The organism is Streptomyces sp. NPDC031340 (assembly GCF_055569945.1).
Genome location: NZ_JBVIIE010000028.1, coordinates 93,895 through 112,532 on the forward strand (window position 1 = coordinate 93,895; position 18,638 = coordinate 112,532).

The following is an 18,638-nucleotide window of genomic DNA, read 5'->3' on the forward strand; positions in this document are numbered from 1 at the left end:
ACGACGGCGGCCGACCAGGCGGCGGCGATCGACCGGACGACGGCGCGGGCGGCGACGGCTTCGCCGTCATGCCGCGCCGGCCGGGGAGTCACGCGGGGTGGGCCTGCGGCTCCGTATGGCGTCGGTCCGTGGGGACGACGACCACGGGGCAGGCGGCGTGGTGCAGGACCGCGTGGACCACCGAACCCAGGTGCAGACCGAGCCGGCCCTCGGCCGGATGCCGCGGCACCACCACGAGCCCCGCCCGCCGTGACGCCTCCACCAGCGCGCCCGCCGGCGTGTCGACGGTCAGCTCCGTGTCGACGTGCACCTTCGGGTGGTCGGCGACGGGCCGGGCGACGTGGTTCAGCAGTTGGGCGTGGGCCTGCCGCTCCTCGTCGATGCGGTCGACCTGCGGCACCATCAGCCCGGCCTGGCCGAGCGGCGTCCAGGCGTGCACCAGCCGGACACCGACCGCGCGCAGCTCCGCCTCGACGAGGGCGAACCGGACGGCCTCCTCGTCCCGGTCGTCCCGGACGCCGACCACGATGCCCTCGTGCAGGGGCCGGTCCCTGCCTCCGCGCACGACGACCACCGGCCGGTCCGCGTGGGCGGCCACTTTCAGGCTCACCGAGCCGAGCAGCAGCCCGGCGAAGCCGCCGCGCCCGCGGGTGCCGACCACGATCAGGTCGGCGTCCCCGGCGGCGGCGAGGATGGCCTCGGCCGGGGTGTCCTGCGACAGGACGGTGTCGATCTGCAGGTCCGGGCGGCTGGTGGCGAGGCGTTCCCGGGTGAGGTCCAGCAGCCCGGTGGCGCCCTGGAGGACCTGCTCGGTGAGCCCCGCCCCCGTCTTGGCACCGCCGAGTTCCGTGCCGGGCCCGGCGGCGTGCACGAGCCGGAGCACGCCATGGCGCAGTTGCGCCTCGTGGGCCGCCCACTCGGCGGCGACCCAGGTGTGCGAGGAGTCGTCGACTCCGACGACCACGGTTCCTTGGCGTGCGTCGGTCATGGCAGGCACTCCGTCCGTCACCAGGGGCCGGGCTCCGCCCGCCGGGCGGGCGGAGCGCCGCCTTTGCGGCCGCGTACCCGGGAGCGCTGCTTTCGACACCGGATCCGCCGGTCGCGGTGAGACCGCGCGTGGCCGGTCGCAGCGCCCATCACCCCCGTCTGTCGACACGCGGCGGGATGCCGGTCCGCCACGTCCCCGGCGCGGCCGGTGGGACCGGCGGCCGGCCCGCACCGGCCGCGTGCGCCGGGACGTGGCGGATGGTTCGTCCGGCGGAGACGGCGGAACCGGACGGCGACCGGTCCGGAGACGCTGTGACTGCCCGGCCCTGGGCACGAGAAGACGAGAGCCGGACAGCCGGACGCCTTCCGGCCGGCCGGGACCCAGCATCGTCGTGCCGTGGAGGCCGGCACCTGGGCCGGACAGTCCCTGCCGGTGCGGCCGGCGGTCCCCGGACGACCGCCCGGGGAGGGGCCCAACGGCGCTGCGTGCGGGGGCGTTCGGCCCAGGCGCCCAGGCCGGGCGGCCCGCTAGCGTCCGGGCGTCTCGCGGAAGGGCCCGGCCGGGCGGACCGGCCGCGGCACCGGACGGCCCCGCGTGCCCGTCACGAGCGCGCGGCTCCCGGCGAGACTCCCGTGCATGAATCCCGGCAGGAATCCCGACAAGAAAGGAGCGCCCGTGCTCGCCGCCGACGCGCCCGCCCCACCCCGGTCCGGCAGGCGTACGGGCCTGCTGATGTCCGTCACCGGTCTGGTCGGCTGGTTCGCCTCCTTCCAGCTCACCGTCATCGACTGGCGCGTGCTGAAGGACCCGGCCTACCAGCCGCTGTGCGACGTGAGCCCGGTGGTGGGCTGCGGCAGCGCCATGTCCAGCCCGCAGGGCAATCTGTTCGGTTTCCCCAACATGCTGCTGGGGCTGAGCGCGTTCGCCGTGGTCGCCGTGCTCGGTGTGGCCGTGCTGGCGGGAACGCGGCTGAGCCGTTGGCTGTGGCTGACGCTGAACGCCGGGGCGCTGACCGCGGTGGTGTTCGTGCACTGGCTGATGCGGGTATCGCTGTTCGAGCTGAACCGGATCTGCCCGTACTGCGCCGTGGTGTGGGCGGTGACCATCGCGCTGTTCTGGTACGTGACCCTGCACAATCTCCGCCACGGCGTCATTCCCGTGCCGGCCCGCGGCCGCGGTGCGCTGCGCCTGGTCCTGGAGACGCACTGGATGCTGCTGATCGCCTGGTACGGCCTGATCGCGACGCTGTTCCTGACCCGGTTCTGGTCCTACTGGAGCAGCCTCCTGTGACCGGGCCGGGCCGGGCCGGGCCGGGCCGGCGAACAGTCGGGCCATCGGGCCGCCGTCCGCGGGGCCTTCCGGCCCTCGTACGCCGGGCCGGACGGCCCTGTCGGGCAACGGCGCCGCGATGATCTCCTTGAGGGGACGGGGAGGGACCCGAACAGACGCGGGGAAGCAGCCGGGAGCTGCGCACCGCGCAATCAGGAGCCGCGAGAAGCGGTTGAGGCCCTCCCCGTCGACACTGCCCGCACTGCCCGTAGACCGTCCGCCCGGATATCCTCGCGATCACAGTCGAGGTGGCCGAGGTACAGGACAAGGGGTGGGCATGGCCGGGGAACCCGTGCGGTGGGGCATTCTGGCGACCGGGGGGATCGCTGCGGCGTTCACCGCCGATCTGGTGGACCTGCCGGACGCCGAGGTCGTGGCCGTGGCCTCGCGCAGCGCAGAGTCGGCCCGGATCTTCGCGGAGCGGTTCGGCATACCGCGTGCCTACGGCGACTGGGACGCTCTCGCCCAGGACGCCGACATCGATGTCGTCTACGTCGCCACCCCGCACTCGGCGCACCGGGCCGCCGCCGGGGTGTGCCTGGAGGCGGGGCGGAACGTGCTGTGCGAGAAGCCGTTCACCCTGAACCTGCGCGAGGCCGAGGAACTGGTCGCGCTGGCGCGGCAGAGCGGAAGCTTCCTGATGGAGGCCATGTGGATGTACTGCAACCCCGTGATCCGCCGCGTCGCGGAGCTGGTGAAGGACGGGGCGATCGGCGAAGTGCGCGCGGTACAGGCCGACTTCGGCATCAGCGGGCCCTTCTCGCCGTCGCACCGGCTGCGTGACCCGGCGCAGGGCGGCGGCGCGCTGCTCGACCTGGGCGTCTACCCGGTGTCGTTCGCGCAGTTGCTGCTGGGCGAGCCGTCGGACCTGACGGCGCGGGCGGTGCGGTCGGCGGAGGGCGTGGACCTGCAGACGAGCGCCCTGCTGTCATGGGACAGCGGCGCGCAGGCGCTGCTGCACTGCTCGATCGTCGGCGACTCGCCGAGGACCGCGTCGGTGACCGGTTCACGCGGCCGGATCGAGCTGCCGCACTCCTTCTTCCACGCCGACCGCTTCGTGCTGCACCGCGACGGTCACACGTCGGAGGAGTTCACCGCCGATCCGGCCGACGGCCGTGTCGACAGCTTCCGCCATGAGGCCCTGGAGGTCATGCGCGCCGTGCGGGCCGGTGAGACCGAGTCACCGATGGTGCCCCTGGACGGCACGCTCGCCGTCATGCGCACGCTCGACGCGCTCCGGGAGCGCATCGGCGTCCGCTACCCCGGCGAGACCGGCGAGCCGGCGCTGACGCCGGCCTGAACCGGCGCCCGCGGCGGGCGCGGCTCTCGGGCCGGGGCACGGCGTACGTGGGCCGTGCCCCGGCCCGGGCCCTCCGCCGTGGTCCGGGCGTCTGCCGGAGTCCCTTCCGGGGCGCCCCTCGACTCCAGGGTGTCCCTCGACGGGGCGGGTCACGGCCGGGTGTCGCGGGCGAGGACGACGGCGTACCGGCAGGCGGTGTCGGTGGTGTTGGCGAACACGCGCTCGGCGGGCTCGCCGAGTTCGATGGTGTCGCCGACGTGGAGCTCGTGCACCGTGTCGCCGTCGTGGAAGGTCAGGCGGCCGTCGAGGACCCAGACGACCTGCCGTACGAACGCGAAGGCCGCGGCCGGGTAGGGCACGCGGGCCCCGGCGGGGAGGCTGATCTCGGCGATCTCGGCGGGGAAGCCGGGGCCGGTGATCTGGCGGCGCCGGTAGCCGGTGGCGGGGTCGCGCCACTCGGCCGCGTCGGCCCGGCGGCGCACGCCCGACTCGTCGTGCGCCCCTTCCCCGCCTTCTCCGCCCTCCCCGCCTACCGCGCCGTCCTGCGCGCCCTCGGCAAGCGCGAGCAGGGAGGCGACGCTGAGCTGGAAGGCGGCCGACAGCTTGCCGAGGACGACGGCGGTGGGGCTGGACTCGCCGCGCTCGATCCGGCTGATCATCGCCTGGGAGACCCCGGAGGCGTCGGCCAGCTGGGCCAGCGTCCACCGGCGGCGTTCCCGCTCGACGCGGACGCGGGCGGCGATCTGCTCGACCAGAGGATCTACTATGTTGGACATGAATCCACTATATGAGAGGCAGCTGGCGGCGACCGTGCGCCCCGCCCGGCCGGACGACGCCGAGGCCGTCCGCGTGATCCGCAACCACGCCGTCGAGCACTCGACGGCCCTGTGGACACTGACCCCGCTCTCCCCCGCCGAGGGCGCCGCCTGGCTCGCCGCCCACCTGGAGCGCGGCTCGGCGTTCGTCGCCGAGGTGGCGGGCGAGGTGGCCGGGTTCGCGGTCTTCGGCCCTTGGCGGCAGCTGGACGGCTACCGGCACACCGTGGAGGACTCGGTCTACGTCCGCGAGGACCGGCAGGGGCTCGGCATCGGGTCGGCGCTCCTCGGTGCCGTCGTCGCCGCGGCCCGCGAGGCCGGTCACCATGTCGTGATCGCCGGGATCGAGGCCGGGAACACGGCCTCGATCCGGCTGCACGAACGGTTCGGGTTCCGGCACGCCGGCACGGTGCCGGAGGTCGGCACCAAGTTCGGCCGATGGCTCGACCTGACCCTCATGCACCTGCGACTGAGCTGAGCCGCCGAGGCCTGCTCAGCTCTCGCCCGGGGCGGCCTGAGCCTGCGCCGGGACGCGGGCGGCGGCCTGGCGGGGGCGGCGGAACGCCCAGTCCATCCGGGGTTCCACCGCGAAGCGGAACAGGCGCCGTACCGGCGGGGTGCACAGGAGCGTGACGATCCCGGCGGCCGTCAGGGTCACCACTACCGCGCCCACCGGCCGGTGAATCCAGGCCGGCGCGTACCAGCCCCAGGGCTTGGAGCTCTGTACGACGAAGCCGTGCAGCAGGTAGCCGTAGAGCGTGGCGGCGCCCAGTGCGGTGAACCACGTCCGGCGGCCCGGCACCCAGGACAGGAAGCAGGCGACGAGCACCGTCGAGCAGCCGAAGACCGCCAGCGTCATCACCGGGCCTTGCCAGGCGGGAGCGCCCAGTTCCTCGGCGCTGTCGCGGTGGAACAGCCAGGCGTAGTCCCACCTCGGGGTCATCAGGTACACCACGGCGAGGGTGCAGACGAACACCGGGAGGGCGAGCAGACGCGTCCGCCACCGCCGCACCCGGCGGAAGTGCTCCGGCCGCAGGCACAGGCCGAGCACGAAGTACGGCAGGAACTGCAGGGTGCGCTGCAGGTCGAGGTCCTCGCCGATGGACGGCGAGAGGGTGGCCAGCATCGCGACGGCGAGCGCGAGCGGCAGCGGCCACCGCACCGCCCGCCAGACGGGAGTGGTCAGCCGCCAGACGAACAGCGCCGCAAGGAACCACGTCAGGTACAGGGGCTCCAGCAGGGTGACCGGACGGTCGGGGGCGTGGTCGGACCACCGTGTGAAGAGGGTGTACGCCACCTCGAAGACGACGTACGGAACGGCCACCGAGGTGACCAGGCGCTTGATCCGCGCGGGGGACGCGTCGAAGGTCCGCGAGAAGTAGCCCGAGATGACGATGAACGCCGGCATGTGGAAGGCGTAGACGACGGTGTAGAGCGCGGTGACGGTCCGGCTGCCGTGCCGCAGCGGCTCCCAGGCGTGCCCGATCGCGACGAGCACGATCGCGAGGTACTTGGCGTTGTCGAAGAACGCGTCCCGCTGCCGTCCGCTCCCGTCGGCGGCCGCGGGCGGCGCGGCCGCCGATTGCGGGGAGCCGCCCGGCGGCTGCGTTCGACCGGCGGTTTCCTCCCGCACGAACCCGGACAGACCCAACACCCCTCACCCGACGCGCACCTGGGAGACGCCGGCAGGACGCTCCAGGCATCCTGATGACCCCGTTCCGGCCGCGCAAACCCGGGCGCGGACCGGACGCGTACGGATTCGGACGGACGCGGACCGGACGCGGACCGGACGCGGACCGCCGCCGCCCGCGAGGCCGCTGCGGCGGACGGACGGACGGTGTTCCGGTGCCGGGCCCGGTCAGGCGCCGACGTAGGCCGCGAGATGCTCGCCGGTGAGGGTGGAGCGAGCGGCGACGAGGTCGGCGGGGGTGCCCTCGAAGACGATCCGGCCGCCGTCGTGTCCGGCACCGGGCCCGAGGTCGACGATCCAGTCGGCGTGCGCCATGACCGCCTGGTGGTGCTCGATCACGATGACCGACTTGCCGGAGTCCACCAGCCGGTCGAGCAGGCCGAGCAACTGCTCGACGTCGGCGAGGTGGAGGCCGGTGGTGGGCTCGTCGAGGACGTAGACGCCGCCCTTGCCGGCCATGTGCACGGCCAGCTTCAGCCGCTGCCGCTCACCGCCGGACAGCGTGGTCAGCGGCTGGCCGAGGGTGAGGTAGCCGAGCCCGACGTCCGCGAGCCGGTCCAGGACGGCGCGCGCGGCGGGGGTGCGCGCCTCGCCGGCGCCGAAGAACTCCCGGGCCTCGGCCACCGGCATCGCCAACACCTCGCTGATGTCCTTGCCGCCGAGTCGGTACTCCAGCACCGAGGGCTGGAACCGCTTGCCCTCGCAGTCCTCGCACGGGGCGGCGACGCCGGCCATCACGGCCAGGTCCAGGTAGACGACCCCGGCGCCGTTGCAGGTGGGGCAGGCGCCCTCGGAGTTGGCGCTGAACAGCGCGGGCTTCACGCCGTTGGCCTTCGCGAAGGCCTTGCGGACCGGTTCGAGCAGGCCGGTGTACGTCGCGGGGTTGCTGCGCCGCGAGCCCTTGATCGGGCTCTGGTCGACCGACACCACCCCCGCCCCGGCCGGGACCGAACCGTGCACGAGCGAACTCTTGCCGGAGCCGGCGACGCCGGTGACGACGACCATGACCCCGAGCGGGATGTCCACGTCGACGTCGCGCAGGTTGTTCGCCGACGCGCCGCGGATCTCCAGCGTCCCCGTGGGTTTCCGCACCGTGTCCTTCAGTCTCGCCCGGTCGCCGAGATGGCGGCCGGTGACGGTGGTGCCGGCCCGCAGCTCCTCGACGGTGCCCTCGAAGCAGACGGTGCCGCCGGCCGCGCCGGCCCCCGGTCCGAGGTCGACGACGTGGTCGGCGATCGCGATCGTCTCCGGCTTGTGCTCCACGACCAGCACGGTGTTGCCCTTGTCGCGCAGCCGCAGCAGCAGCTCGTTCATCCGCTGGATGTCGTGCGGGTGCAGGCCGATGGTGGGCTCGTCGAAGACGTAGGTGACGTCGGTCAGGGAGGAGCCGAGGTGGCGGACCATCTTCACCCGCTGCGCCTCGCCGCCCGACAGCGTGCCCGCGGGCCTGTCGAGGGAGAGGTAGCCGAGCCCGATCTCGGTGAAGGAGTCCAGGGTCCGCCGCAGCGCGGTGAGCAGCGGCGCCACCGACGGCTGGGACAGCCCGCCGACCCATTCGGCCAGGTCGCGGATCTCCATGGCGCAGGCGTCGGCGATGCTGGTCCCCTTGATCTTCGACGACCTGGCGCCCTCGCTGAGCCGGGTGCCGTCGCAGCCGGGGCAGGTGGTGAAGGTGACCGCCCGCTCCACGAACTCCCGGATGTGCGGCTGCATCGCCTCCTTGTCCTTGGCGAGCATGGACTTCCGGATCCGTGGGATCAGGCCCTCGTAGGTCATGTTGATGCCCGCGATCTTCATGCGGGTCGGCTCGCGGTGCAGGAAGTCGTGCCGCTCCTGCTCGGTGAACTTGCCGATCGGCTTGTCCGGGTCGTAGAAGCCCGACTCGCTGTAGAGCCGGTGGTTCCAGCCGCCGCCCTTGTAGCCGGGGACGGTGATCGCCCCCTCGTTCAGGGACTTGGAGTCGTCGAACAGCTGGGTGAGGTCGAGGTCGGTGACCGTGCCCCGGCCCTCGCAGTGCGTGCACATGCCGCCGGTGCGGGTGAACGTGGCCTTCACGGCCTTGCTGTTGCCGCGCTCGACGGTGATCGCCCCGCTGGCCCGCACCGAGGGGACGTTGAAGGCGTAGGCGCTGGGCGGGCCGATGTGCGGCTCGCCCAGCCGGCTGAAGAGGATGCGCAGCATGGCGTTGGCGTCGGTGGCGGTGCCGACCGTGGAGCGAGGGTCGGCGCCCATCCGCTGCTGGTCGACGATGATCGCGGTCGTCAGCCCGTCGAGGACGTCGACCTCGGGCCGGGCCGGCGTCGGCATGAAGCCCTGCACGAAGGCGCTGTACGTCTCGTTGATCAGCCGCTGCGACTCGGCGGCGATGGTGTCGAAGACCAGCGAGCTCTTGCCCGAGCCGGAGACGCCGGTGAAGACCGTCAGCCGGCGCTTGGGAATCTCGACGCTGACGTCCTTCAGGTTGTTCTCACGCGCGCCGTGCACGCGGATCAGGTCGTGGCTGTCGGCGACGTGCGGCGCGGGCGACTGGGCGTCGGTCTTCTCGGCCATGCTGTTGCTGTCTCCATCCGTGGGTCGGGACCGCCATGGCCGTCAGGCTAGGCGCGGAGGGGCGCCGCGCGCTTCTCCATTCCTGACCGAAGGCGCCGGTTCGCATTCGCCACGGTTCGCCACCCCTTCCCCGGCACCGAGTTGTCCACCAGCATGAACGGGCGGGCATCGGCCGCCCCGGCCGGGAGCAGCCGGTCCCCGTTCGTGCGGGCACCCGGATCGCGGAGGAACACCATGCAGACCGCCACGCGGCAGGCCATGGAATGGCTGGCGGCCGCCGCGAACGATCCCCGGGAGTGCAAACGGCAGTGGCACGGCGAGTCGGGCGTCGCGGTGTTGGCCTGCGGACGGTTCTGGGACGTGCTGAGCGTGCCCCAGGAACTGGCGCTCCCGGCCCTGGGCGCGCTGCTGGGCATCCCCCAGCCGCCCGGTCCCGCGCTCGCCGACACCGTCGCCCGCCGGGTGGCCTTCTTCCTCCCGCCTGATCCCGCGGGCCGGTGGATCGGCTCCGGGGTCCGCTACTCGGGCAGGGGCACCTGGGTCGCGGTGCCCGCACCGCACCGGGCCGTCGGCCGGCTGCGCTGGCTGGTCCCGCCCGACGGCTCGGGTGCGCTGTTCGTGCCGGCCGCGGTGGAGCTGGCCCTGCAGCTGACCGCCGGCCGCGACACCGCCCGGCCGAGGCCGGACCACCGCTGCCCCACCTGCGGCGGCCCGCTCCTCGACACCCTCCCGAGAGACGGCGACGGCCCCGACTGACATGCCACGCCGATCCCGTCACGGGCCGATCCCGTCATGGGCCGGACACGCGACCGCACGGGCGCGCCGCCGCACGGACACGGCATCAGATGGTCACCGTCTACGACGGCCGCCCCGGCCTCCATCGCCCGCCGCCGGACCTCCGCCACCGCGCCCGGGCCCCTACGCCGGCCGGGCGGACCGGGCCGGCTGGGTCGCGGCGAAGTGGGCGACGGTCTGCTTGATGCCCTCCTCCCAGGAGACGCGGGGCGCCCAGCCCAGCGTCCCGCGGGCCAGGGCGGTGTCCGGGCGGCGCCGCTGCGGGTCGTCGGTGGGCCGTTCGACGTACTCGATGCGGGAGGAGGACCCGGTCAGTTCCACGATGCGGGTGGCCAGCTCGCGGACGGTGACCTCGTCGGACCCGCCGATGTTGACGGGGCGCACCGACCGGCTCGCGGCAGCCAGCAAGATGCCGTCGACGGTGTCGTCCACGTAGCACAGCGAGCGGGTCTGCCGCCCGTCGCCGGCCACCGGCAGCGGTTCGCCGGCCAGTGCCTGGCAGACGAACGTCGGCACGGCGCGGCCGTCATGGGCGCGCATCCGCGGCCCGTAGGTGTTGAACAGCCGCACGATCCCGGCGTCCGTCCCGCGGGCGCCGGCGTGGGCGGTGACCAGGGCTTCGGCGAACCGCTTCGACTCGTCGTAGACGCTGCGCGGCCCGATCGGGTCGACGTTGCCCCAGTAGTCCTCGCGCTGCGGGTGCACGAGGGGGTCGCCGTACACCTCGGACGTCGAGGCGAGCAGGAAGCGCGCCCGGTCGCGTTCCGCCAGGGCCAGCATGGCGCGGGTGCCCAGGCTCCCGGCGTCGAGCGTCTCCAGGGGCAGCCGGAGGTAGTCGACCGGAGAGGCGGGGCAGGCGAAGTGCAGCACCAGGTCGTACGGGCCGGGCAGCAGGGCCGGCGCCCGGGGGTCGCACACGTCGCCCTCGACGTACCGGAACCCGGGCAGCCCCTCGAGGTGGGCGATGTTCTCGCGTGAACCCGACAGCAGGTTGTCGGCGCAGTCGACTTCGGTACCCGCACTCAGCAGGCGCTCGCACAGATGACTGCCGAGGAAACCGGCGCCTCCGGTCACCAGGGCGCGTCGCCAGGGAGAACACGTCGTCGCAGCAGTCATGGCCCGTCCTCTGCCCACGTCCGGCGCGGTACGGCCGCCGGTTTCCCGGCCGGTGCGACACGAGGTTCCCCGGGCGGCGGGCTTCACACCTCGGCCCCCGGTCGGCCGCGGTCGGCTTCACGCAGTGAACGCTGCCGGGGAGCGCTCGGCGACGTGCAGGTGGTAGACGTGGAAGGCGCGTCCGATGACTGGCTGCGCGACGTTGCGCACCTTCACCCCGGCGCTGGTCATGCCGCGTTCGGTGCCCGCGTGGGCGTGGCCGTGCACGGCGAGGTCGGCGCCGGCGGTGTCGATCGCCTCGGCCAGCAGGTAGCTGCCGAGGAACGGGTGGATCTCCGGGGGTTCCCCGGCGAGGGTGTCCGGCACCGGGGAGTAGTGGGTCAGCGCGATCCGTACGTCGCACTCCTGCTCACGCAGCTCCTCCAGGCCCCTCCGCAGCCCGTCGGCGCACCGGCGCGAGTAGCGCACGAACTCCTTCATGACGGGCTCGCCGAACTCGCCGGCGCAGCGGCCCACGAAGCCGCCCCCGAACCCCTTGGTGCCGGCCACGCCGATGCGCGCGCCGGCGGCGGACACGACGGTTCCGTGTCCCTCCAGCACCCGGGCGCCCGCCTCCTCCAGGACGGCGGTGACCTCCGCGGGCCGGTCCGCGTGGTGATCGTGGTTGCCGAGGACGGCGACGACGGGGACCGCCAGGTCCTTGATCTCCCGGGCGACCACCTCGGCCTCCTCGCGGGTGCCGTGGCGGGTGAGGTCGCCGGCCAGCAGCAGGACGTCGGCGCACTCGGGCAGCGTCTCGAACGCGGGGCGGAGCGTGCCCTGGCTCTCGGGCCCCATGTGGATGTCTCCGACGGCGGCGACACGGATCATGCGAGTTCCTCCGCCCGGTCGGGTACGGACGCCTCCGCGACCACGAGATCGCAGTGGACGGGGAGGCCGGACAGTTCCTCGCGGGCGATGCGCAGGATCTCGTCGCGGCACTGCGCGGAGGGCACCGTGCCGCCGAGCAGGACGGCCTGCCCGTGGGCCTCGACCCGCACGCCGAGCTCGCCGAGGTCCCCGGCGGCCAGGCGTTCGGCGAGGTGGGCCACCCGGTAGTCCAGGTTCTCCGGATGCCGCGCTGCCCCGCTGTCTGTGGCGGGGCCGACGCCGTGGTGGGTCATGAGGTCTCCTTACCGGGAGCGGCGTTGGGAGCAGGGGCGGGGGCGATGATGCCGAGGCGTTCGAGCAGGAACAGGAAGGCGGCGGGCATGGGCCGGTCCCCGCAGTCGCCGCGGATGGCCTCCCAGTCGACCTTCTCGCGCAGTGTGCGGGCGACCGGCAGCACCGCCCCGAAGTCGCAGTGGTGTTCCGAGAAGGCGGCGATCAGGCTCCACACCAGGTCGGTGGGCGCCAGCACGGGCATGGTCACCGAGTCGACGGGCAGGTCCCGCGCCCTCGCCAGCAGCTCCGTGGTCACCGGCCGGTGCGCCAACTCGAAGAGCAGGTCGACGTGCTGGCCGAAACAGGTGGCCTTCAGCAGCCAGTCCTCGGGGGGCGCGTAGACGGTGAGACCGGCCTCGCGCAACGTGTCGGCGACCGCCTCGGCGTCCTCCCGCCGTACGCAGAAGTCGACGTCGTGCTGGAAGCTGCCGCTGCCGCCGTGGGCGTAGAACGCCACGCTCCCGGCCAGCGCGAACGTGTGCCCGTCGCGCTTGAGGACGGCGCCCACCTGCTTGGCCGCCTCCAGGATCGCCTGGCTGCGGTCGCGGGGCAGTTCCTGTGCGCGCGGTGCGGCCTTCGGCGCCGGTTCGGCCGCCGCCGGCCGGAGTCCGGAGATCTCCGCCCGCCCTGCGAGTGCCGCGTCGTCGCCGTTCTGCCTCATGCCCAATGCCCGCTCCCTTCCCCGACAGTGCGGTCCGGCGCGGCCCCACCCCGGGCCCGACCGGCCGCGATCCGCCGGGACGGGTACCCGGCAGGCCCTCGGTGACACGGCGCGCGGCGGCACGCGTCGGCCCTGCCGCGAGCGGTGACGGAGCGTCGGGCAGGATGGGCACATGAGCGTAGTGAAGATCAACGTCCTGACCGTGCCGGCCGAGCAGCGGGAGACGCTGGAGAAGCGGTTCGCCTCCCGCGCCCACGCCGTGGAGGGCTCCGACGGCTTCGAGTGGTTCGAGCTCCTCCGCCCGGTGGAGGGCACCGACCGGTACCTGGTCTACACCCGGTGGCGGGACGAGGAATCGTTCCAGGCCTGGATGGAAGGTCCGATGAAGGCCGCGCACCAGGGCGGCGGCGAGGGCGGCGAGCGGCCCAGGCCGGCCGCCACCGACTCCACCGTGTGGTCCTTCGAGGTGGTGCAGCAGGCCGGACCGAAGAGCGCGTGAGCCGACGGCCGGGCGCGGACTGCCGCTCCGCGCCCGGCCGCGCGTCGGTACAAGCTCCGAGGCCCCGGGGCTCAGCGCGTCACGACGTGGCGCTCGTTCGGCACGCAGTGGGTCATGGTGACGCCCTCGACATCGCGCGGCGGGTTCTTGCCCAGGTTGGCGAGGCGTTCGCGGTCCTCGTCGGTGAGGTCCTGGCTCGCCAGGGGTTCGAGGTCGGCGACGTCCTCGGGGGTGATGCCGAGGCCCTCGCCGATGCGGAGACCGAGGTCGTTCTCGACCAGCAGGAAGTGCCACACCATGCGCTCCTGCACCTCGCGGTCGCACTGGGACAGCAGGGTCACGAGGTTCTTGACCAGGTCGTCGCGTTCCCAGTCCTGCATCAGCAGGTAGCGCTGCCCGGCCTGCCGGTAGTCGTCGGTGCGCGGGATGCGCTTGCGGGTGAGCCGGCCGCGGATCTCCGGGCCCTGCTCGTCGTGCGCGGGGTACTGGGCCTCGCGCAGCCCGCCGGTGATCGACGGCTCGTAGTTGACGGCCGGGTTCTCGCCGCCGCCGTCCACCTGGTACGTCATCGCGCCGTCGCGCTGGTTGGTGCGCACCTGGGCGTTCTTGGCCTGGTTGACCGGCAGTTGCAGGTAGTTCGGGCCGACCCGGTAGCGCTGCGTGTCGCTGTAGGAGAAGGTGCGGCCGACGAGCATCTTGTCGTCGGAGAAGTCCAGGCCGTCGACGAGCACGCCGGTGCCGAAGGAGATCTGCTCGTTCTCGGCGAAGTAGTTCTCCGGCATCCGGTCGAGCACCATGCGGCCGACCGGCCTGGGCGGGAAGTCCTGCTCCGGCCAGGTCTTGGTGTCGTCCAGCGGGTCGAAGTCCAGTTCGGGGTGCTCGTCGTCGTCCATCATCTGGACCAGGAGCTCCCACTCCGGGTGCTCGCCGCGGGCGACCGCCTCGTAGAGGTCCTTGGTGGCGTGGCCGAGCGAGTCCGCCTGGACGTTGGCGGCGTCCTCCTCGGTCATGCTGCGCACGCCCTGCTTGGGCATCCAGTGGTATTTGACGAGTACGGTGCGCCCCTCGTCGTTGACCCATTTGTAGGTGTTGACGCCGAACCCCTGCATGTGGCGGTAGTCGGCGGGGATGCCGCGCGGGCTGAAGAGGTTGACCAGCATGTGCATCGACTCCGGTGTCTGCGACATGAAGTCGAAGATCCGGCGCGGCTGCTGCTCGAAGGTGACGGGGTCCGGCTTCAGGGCGTGGATGACGTCCGGGAACTTGATGGCGTCCCGGATGAAGAAGACGGCCAGGTTGTTGCCGACGAGGTCCCAGTTGCCGTCCTCGGTGTAGAACTTCACCGCGAAGCCGCGGGGGTCGCGGGCGGCCTCGGAGGAGTCCCGGCCGCCGATGACGGTGGAGAAGCGGACGGCGACGTCCGTGCGCTTGCCCCGCTCCTGGAACAGCTTGGCGCGCGTGAAGCGGCCGATGGGCTCGTCGCCCCAGGCGCCGTACGCCTCGAAACAGCCGTACGCGGTGACGCCCCGGGCGTGCACCACGCGCTCGGGGACGCGTTCCCGGTCGAAGTGGCTGATCTTCTCCAGGAACTGGTAGTTCTCCAGGGTCGCCGGGCCGCGGGCGCCGACGGTCCGCTGGTTCTGGTTGTCGTAGACGGGGTGGCCCTGCCGGTTGGTGAGCACCTTCCGGTCGTCGCCGGGTGCGGATCCCCTGCTGGATACGTCCGTCATGGCCGTGGCTCCTTGGGCTCGTCTGTCGCGCCGGCGGGAGGCACGGCTGACGGGCAGCCTCCGCCGGGCCTCGGGTGCCCCCGGGTACCCGCGGCTCCAGGCGGCACATACCGGGGCGTTTCGGTCATATCGCTCACGATGGCCCGGCAGTCATGAGGCCGCCACCGGTCGATCGCGCACCGCTCGCCCGATCGGCCCCGCGCCGGCACCCGGCGGCTCCCGCGCCACCGCCCGGCGGGTCCCGGGCCGGCCACCCGATCGGCCCGCGCCGCCGCCAGGTCAGTCCCGCGCCACCACCCGCACGGTGCGCACCGTCGGGTCGGCGGCGTCGGCGATCAGGAAGCCGTGCTCGACGCCGCTGCGCAGGTAGTCCAGGATCTCCGCGGTGATCACCTCGCCCGGGGCCACGACCGGGACGCCGGGCGGGTACGGGCTGATCATCTCGGCCGCGATCCGGCCCACGGCCCGTTCGGCGGGCACCTGTTCGGTGGGCCCGAAGAACGCCTCGCGGGGCAGCAGCGCCTGTTCCAGCTCCAGCGCGGACGGCTCGGGCAGACGGACCTCCGGCAGGCGTTCGATCTCGGCGGCGCGCTCGGCCAGCGCGTGCAGCGAGTCGACCAGCGGCTTCTCCGTGCCGTCGTCGTCCGCGTGGGTGATCGAGGCGCTGAGACGGCAGGTGTCCGACCCTCCGACGTCGATCTGACAGGCGGCGCGCAGCCATTCGGCGGCCTGCATGCCGCTGACGCCCAGGCCCCGGACGTCGACCACGATCTTCAGGGGGTCGTAGTCGGCGGCGAGTCCTTCGTCGAGGACGTCCTGGCCCATCACCTCCAGCCCCGGCATCTCCTCGACCGCGGCCCGGATCCGCTTCGCGCGTCGCAGCGCCGCGTCCAGCAGCGCGTGCCCCTGCTCGACCATCTGGCGCCGCCAGCCGTCGAGCGCCGCGTAGACGAGGGAGGAGGCACTGGTGGTGCCGAGCAGGTCCTCCCGCTGCTTGAGGACCTCGGGCGCCACCCGGTCGTGCTGGAGGTGGAAGACGGAGCTCTGCTCGATGGCGTCCGGCGGAGGAGGGCGGCGGCGGCAAGGCGCTGGAGGCGGAGGCCGGGGTGTTCGACGGCGTCGACGCGGCGCTCATGTTCCACCCGGGTGTGCACGACTGGGTCCGGGCGCCGCTCACCGCCCAGGAGCAGTACGTGGTCGGCTTCCACGGCCGGGCGGCGCACCCCACGGGCAATCCGACCGAGGGCATCGACGCGCTGGCGGCCCTGATCGAGATGTTCAACGTGCTGGCCGCGCTCGGGCGGCGGCTGCCCGAGGCGTCCCACGTGCAGGGCATCGTCACGCACGGCGGCACGGCCACGAACATCGTCCCCGAGTACGCCGAGGGCCGCTTCGGTCTGCGGGCGGCCACCACCGGGGCGCTGGACGACCTCGCCGGGCAGCTGCGCTCCTGCGCCGCGGGCGTCGCGCAGGCCACCGGTACCACCGTCGCCGTCGAGCGCGCCACCGTCCGCTACGAGCACTTGCGGGACAGCGAGGCGCTGTCCGAGCGCTTCGCGGCCCACCTCTCCCGCGCCGGTGTCGACCTCACGCCGCCCCGGCCCGGCGTGTACCTGGGCTCCTCCGACATCGGCAACGTCAGCGGGCTGGTCCCGGCCATCCACCCGCTCGTCGCGATCACGGGCGAGGACGGATCCGACCACACGCCCGAGTTCGCCGCCGCGGCGGCGGACCGGGCCCGCCGGGTGCTCGCCGCGGCCACCGAGGCGCTGGCGTGCACGGCGGTCGACATCCTGCGCGACGAGGCCCTGCGCGCCGCTGCTTGGCGGGCGCACCGCGCGGAGGCGGCCGGACCGGCCCGCTGACCTGGCCGGACGCATCCGGGCGTATCCACGGCACGGATGCGGCGGATACGGGATTCGGATCGTGCGGAGGATGGCGGCCCGGGCCGGGACGGCCCATAGTCGTCACTGCCCGCACGCCCCCGTCCGGACCAGCCGCCGCTGTCCCGGAACCGGCCGCCGGTGTGCGGCCGTCCGCAGCATGCCGTGCGCCGTCGGCGCCCGTCACAGGCATGCCCGCTCCCGTACACCGTCCCTGGAGTCGCCATGCCCGGTTCCGTCCCGCTCCCGCCGCCCGCCACGGCCGACGACGCCGTCGCCGGGCCGCCGCCCGTCGGCGTCTCGGGCCCGGCCCACCTGCTGCGGGTGACGCTGCTGATGGCGGGCAGCTGCCTGCCCATCCTGGGCGCGGTGCTGATCGCCCCGGTGCTGCCGAAGATGCAGGACCACTTCGCGTCGGTCCCCGGCGCGAAGGCGCTGGTGCCGCTCGCGCTGACCGTGCCGGCGCTGGCGCTGGCGCTGCTGGCGCCGTTCGCCGGGCTGATCGTGGACCGGCTGGGCCGCAAGCGCCTGCTGATCTGGGCGACCCTGCTGTACGCCGTGTTCGGCACCGCGCCGCTGTGGCTGGACTCGCTCGGCGCGGTCATCGCCAGTCGCGCCCTGGTCGGTGTCGCCGAGGCCGCGATCATGACCTGCTGCACCACGCTGATCGGCGACTACTACAGCGGTCAGCGGCGGGTGCGCTACCTGGCCCTGCAGACCATGTGCGCCTCCGCGTCGGCCACCGTCTTCTTCGTGCTCGGCGGCGCCGCCGGCTCGGCGGGCTGGCGGGCGCCGTTCTGGGTGTACGCCGTGAGCCTGGTGCTCGCCCCGCTGATGGCCACGGCCCTGCCCAGCCCGGCGGCCGGCGCGTCGGCCGGTGACGCCGCTCCCGCCGGGGCGGAGACGCGGCGCCAGTTCCCCTGGCGGCGGATGGCGGGCATCTGCGCCCTGACCTTCTTCGGCGCGATGGTCTTCTACACGGTCCCGGTGGAGATGTCGTACCTGCTCGACGACCTCGGAGTGAAGAGCTCCGGCGTGATCGGGCTGGCCACCGCCGTCGCCAGCGCCGCCACCGTGGGCGGAGCGGTCACCTTCGCGCGGCTGAAGCGCTCCCCCGACCCGATGCTGCCCGCCGTCCTCGCGCTGTGCGCGCTCGGTTTCGGCGTGATGTTCCTCGCGGGCGGCGCCCCGCTGCTGGTCGTCGGGGCGGTGGTCAACTGCGTGGGCACCGGCATGCTGCTGCCCGCCCTGCTCACCAGCGCGATGTCCCGCCTGGCGTTCGAGGACCGCGGCCGGGGCACGGGGCTGTGGCTGGCGGCCTTCTTCGGCGGGGAGTTCGTCTGCCCGCTCGTGCTGCTCGCCGGCGAGGCCGCGGTCGGCACCCTCGCCGGCGCGGTGGGCACGCTGGGGCTGGCCGCCGCCATCGTCGCGGCCGGCCTCCTGACAGTCCGCCACCGCGCAGCCGCCGCAGCCCCCCAGCCCCTCCCCGACCAGCCCGCCTGAACCACGGGCCCGCACCGCGGACGCCGCGCAGCCCCGCCCGGCCGCCCCTGTCACGGGCGGCCTGCCGACGGTCCGCCACCACGCGGGGACCGCGGCTCCCCGGCCCTCCCCGACCAGCCCGCCTGAACCGCAGGCCTAGACCGCGGACACCGTCCGCTGCCCACCGGCATCGCGCGGACCCACCCGGACGTCCGCCCGGTCGAGGCGGTCGGCCGGGGCGGACGGGCCCCGTGGCGCGGGCCGGGGCAGCGCCGCGCCCGGGTGGCGGCGGATGCCGGGGCAGGCGGGTGGGCCGAGGACAGCGGATCGTCGGGGCGGAGGCGGGGGTACTTTGCCGGTTCGCCCGGGGCGAGGGAGGGGGGCGGCGGCCGCTTGAGGCGGTCGGCGACGCACTCGGCGGCGCAGGAGACGCTGCCGAGCGGCACCGGCCGTCGGGCGAAGTCCGGGCCGACCCGGGCCTGCCCTGGGGGGGGGGGGGGCGGGGGGGTCGACCCCCCCCCCCCCCAGGGGCACGCCCAGCAGGCCGACCACCACCGCGCCGTCCACACCCCTGGGGACAAAGAAACACATGCCTTC

Annotated in this window: 16 protein-coding genes and 1 pseudogene; 7 read left to right on the forward strand and 10 right to left on the reverse strand. The window is 73.9% G+C overall.

From position 1 onward, the window contains the following. Nucleotides 1–88: 88 nt before the first annotated feature. Nucleotides 89–988: a universal stress protein gene (locus ACZ5GT_RS22685; protein ID WP_469028274.1), complete on the reverse strand. Its 900-nt coding sequence runs from the start codon at nt 986–988 to the stop codon at nt 89–91. Nucleotides 989–1,624: 636 nt separating this feature from the next. Between ACZ5GT_RS22685 and ACZ5GT_RS22690 the strand changes: the two genes are divergently transcribed. Continuing rightward, entirely contained in the window at nt 1,625–2,278 is a 654-nt protein-coding gene (locus tag ACZ5GT_RS22690) for a vitamin K epoxide reductase family protein (RefSeq protein WP_469028279.1), read from the forward strand. A 316-nt stretch (nt 2,279–2,594) separates the two neighbouring features. Beyond that, nucleotides 2,595–3,617 (forward strand): Gfo/Idh/MocA family protein, encoded by a 1,023-nt coding sequence (locus ACZ5GT_RS22695; RefSeq protein ID WP_469028284.1) that lies wholly within the window; start codon nt 2,595–2,597, stop codon nt 3,615–3,617. Between the two features lie 149 nt (nt 3,618–3,766). Here the strand turns inward: ACZ5GT_RS22695 and ACZ5GT_RS22700 are convergent, their stop codons facing one another. Further along, nucleotides 3,767–4,393 (reverse strand): helix-turn-helix domain-containing protein, encoded by a 627-nt coding sequence (locus tag ACZ5GT_RS22700; RefSeq protein WP_469028289.1) that lies wholly within the window; start codon nt 4,391–4,393, stop codon nt 3,767–3,769. Between ACZ5GT_RS22700 and ACZ5GT_RS22705 the strand changes: the two genes are divergently transcribed. Then, the gene (locus ACZ5GT_RS22705) at nt 4,392–4,910 is read left to right on the forward strand and encodes a GNAT family N-acetyltransferase (RefSeq protein WP_469028294.1); all 519 of its coding nucleotides are present in this window, start codon (nt 4,392–4,394) and stop codon (nt 4,908–4,910) included. The genes ACZ5GT_RS22700 and ACZ5GT_RS22705 overlap by 2 nt on opposite strands. A 15-nt stretch (nt 4,911–4,925) precedes the next feature. Here the strand turns inward: ACZ5GT_RS22705 and ACZ5GT_RS22710 are convergent, their stop codons facing one another. Together ACZ5GT_RS22710 and ACZ5GT_RS22715 are read right to left on the reverse strand one after the other, a co-directional pair. Further along, entirely contained in the window at nt 4,926–6,065 is a 1,140-nt protein-coding gene (locus tag ACZ5GT_RS22710) for an acyltransferase family protein (RefSeq protein ID WP_469028301.1), read from the reverse strand. A gap of 225 nt (nt 6,066–6,290) precedes the next feature. Continuing rightward, a complete protein-coding gene (locus tag ACZ5GT_RS22715; protein WP_469028307.1) occupies nt 6,291–8,672 on the reverse strand; it encodes an ATP-binding cassette domain-containing protein in 2,382 nt (793 codons plus the stop codon). Between the two features lie 234 nt (nt 8,673–8,906). Between ACZ5GT_RS22715 and ACZ5GT_RS22720 the strand changes: the two genes are divergently transcribed. Further along, entirely contained in the window at nt 8,907–9,428 is a 522-nt protein-coding gene (locus ACZ5GT_RS22720) for a hypothetical protein (protein WP_469028310.1), read from the forward strand. Nucleotides 9,429–9,590: 162 nt separating this feature from the next. Here the strand turns inward: ACZ5GT_RS22720 and ACZ5GT_RS22725 are convergent, their stop codons facing one another. The 4 genes from ACZ5GT_RS22725 to ACZ5GT_RS22740 form a co-directional block, all read right to left on the reverse strand. Continuing rightward, complete coding sequence (locus ACZ5GT_RS22725; protein ID WP_469028316.1) at nt 9,591–10,583, reverse strand: NAD-dependent epimerase/dehydratase family protein; 993 nt, start codon at nt 10,581–10,583, stop codon at nt 9,591–9,593. 117 nt (nt 10,584–10,700) lie between these two features. After that, nucleotides 10,701–11,453, reverse strand: a complete 753-nt coding sequence (locus tag ACZ5GT_RS22730) for a metallophosphoesterase family protein (RefSeq protein ID WP_469028319.1) — start codon at nt 11,451–11,453, stop codon at nt 10,701–10,703. After that, entirely contained in the window at nt 11,450–11,746 is a 297-nt protein-coding gene (locus tag ACZ5GT_RS22735; RefSeq protein WP_469028325.1) for a BON domain-containing protein, read from the reverse strand. The genes ACZ5GT_RS22730 and ACZ5GT_RS22735 overlap by 4 nt, the downstream gene beginning before the upstream one ends. After that, the gene (locus tag ACZ5GT_RS22740; protein WP_469028331.1) at nt 11,743–12,447 is read right to left on the reverse strand and encodes a nucleotidyltransferase family protein; all 705 of its coding nucleotides are present in this window, start codon (nt 12,445–12,447) and stop codon (nt 11,743–11,745) included. The genes ACZ5GT_RS22735 and ACZ5GT_RS22740 overlap by 4 nt, the downstream gene beginning before the upstream one ends. A 172-nt stretch (nt 12,448–12,619) precedes the next feature. Here ACZ5GT_RS22740 and ACZ5GT_RS22745 point away from each other — a divergent pair, with 172 nt between their 5' ends. Beyond that, the gene (locus tag ACZ5GT_RS22745; RefSeq protein ID WP_351893633.1) at nt 12,620–12,946 is read left to right on the forward strand and encodes an antibiotic biosynthesis monooxygenase family protein; all 327 of its coding nucleotides are present in this window, start codon (nt 12,620–12,622) and stop codon (nt 12,944–12,946) included. Between the two features lie 71 nt (nt 12,947–13,017). Here the strand turns inward: ACZ5GT_RS22745 and ACZ5GT_RS22750 are convergent, their stop codons facing one another. Together ACZ5GT_RS22750 and ACZ5GT_RS22755 are read right to left on the reverse strand one after the other, a co-directional pair. Next, nucleotides 13,018–14,676 carry a catalase gene (locus ACZ5GT_RS22750; RefSeq protein ID WP_469028340.1) on the reverse strand — a complete coding sequence of 553 codons (1,659 nt, stop codon included), beginning with the start codon at nt 14,674–14,676 and terminating at the stop codon, nt 13,018–13,020. Between the two features lie 279 nt (nt 14,677–14,955). Next, nucleotides 14,956–15,690 (reverse strand): Orn/Lys/Arg family decarboxylase, encoded by a 735-nt coding sequence (locus ACZ5GT_RS22755; RefSeq protein WP_469028343.1) that lies wholly within the window; start codon nt 15,688–15,690, stop codon nt 14,956–14,958. A gap of 44 nt (nt 15,691–15,734) precedes the next feature. On the opposite strand from ACZ5GT_RS22755, the pseudogene ACZ5GT_RS22760 reads away from it, so the two are divergent. Next, a pseudogene (locus ACZ5GT_RS22760) lies at nt 15,735–16,541 on the forward strand (peptidase dimerization domain-containing protein); the annotation flags it as partial. A 243-nt stretch (nt 16,542–16,784) separates the two neighbouring features. Beyond that, nucleotides 16,785–18,062, forward strand: a complete 1,278-nt coding sequence (locus tag ACZ5GT_RS22765; RefSeq protein WP_469028346.1) for an MFS transporter — start codon at nt 16,785–16,787, stop codon at nt 18,060–18,062. Nucleotides 18,063–18,638: the final 576 nt, after the last annotated feature.

What these genes read in the sequence shown, in the direction of transcription:
- ACZ5GT_RS22685 (WP_469028274.1), bottom strand. Translation starts at nt 988, where the DNA reads ATGACCGACGCACGCCAAGGAACCGTGGTCGTCGGAGTCGACGACTCC.
- ACZ5GT_RS22690 (WP_469028279.1), top strand. Translation starts at nt 1,625, where the DNA reads ATGAATCCCGGCAGGAATCCCGACAAGAAAGGAGCGCCCGTGCTCGCC.
- ACZ5GT_RS22695 (WP_469028284.1), top strand. Translation starts at nt 2,595, where the DNA reads ATGGCCGGGGAACCCGTGCGGTGGGGCATTCTGGCGACCGGGGGGATC.
- ACZ5GT_RS22705 (WP_469028294.1), top strand. Translation starts at nt 4,392, where the DNA reads ATGAATCCACTATATGAGAGGCAGCTGGCGGCGACCGTGCGCCCCGCC.
- ACZ5GT_RS22700 (WP_469028289.1), bottom strand. Translation starts at nt 4,393, where the DNA reads ATGTCCAACATAGTAGATCCTCTGGTCGAGCAGATCGCCGCCCGCGTC.
- ACZ5GT_RS22715 (WP_469028307.1), bottom strand. Translation starts at nt 8,672, where the DNA reads ATGGCCGAGAAGACCGACGCCCAGTCGCCCGCGCCGCACGTCGCCGAC.
- ACZ5GT_RS22720 (WP_469028310.1), top strand. Translation starts at nt 8,907, where the DNA reads ATGCAGACCGCCACGCGGCAGGCCATGGAATGGCTGGCGGCCGCCGCG.
- ACZ5GT_RS22725 (WP_469028316.1), bottom strand. Translation starts at nt 10,583, where the DNA reads ATGACTGCTGCGACGACGTGTTCTCCCTGGCGACGCGCCCTGGTGACC.
- ACZ5GT_RS22730 (WP_469028319.1), bottom strand. Translation starts at nt 11,453, where the DNA reads ATGATCCGTGTCGCCGCCGTCGGAGACATCCACATGGGGCCCGAGAGC.
- ACZ5GT_RS22735 (WP_469028325.1), bottom strand. Translation starts at nt 11,746, where the DNA reads ATGACCCACCACGGCGTCGGCCCCGCCACAGACAGCGGGGCAGCGCGG.
- ACZ5GT_RS22740 (WP_469028331.1), bottom strand. Translation starts at nt 12,447, where the DNA reads ATGAGGCAGAACGGCGACGACGCGGCACTCGCAGGGCGGGCGGAGATC.
- ACZ5GT_RS22745 (WP_351893633.1), top strand. Translation starts at nt 12,620, where the DNA reads ATGAGCGTAGTGAAGATCAACGTCCTGACCGTGCCGGCCGAGCAGCGG.
- ACZ5GT_RS22750 (WP_469028340.1), bottom strand. Translation starts at nt 14,676, where the DNA reads ATGACGGACGTATCCAGCAGGGGATCCGCACCCGGCGACGACCGGAAG.
- ACZ5GT_RS22765 (WP_469028346.1), top strand. Translation starts at nt 16,785, where the DNA reads ATGCCCGGTTCCGTCCCGCTCCCGCCGCCCGCCACGGCCGACGACGCC.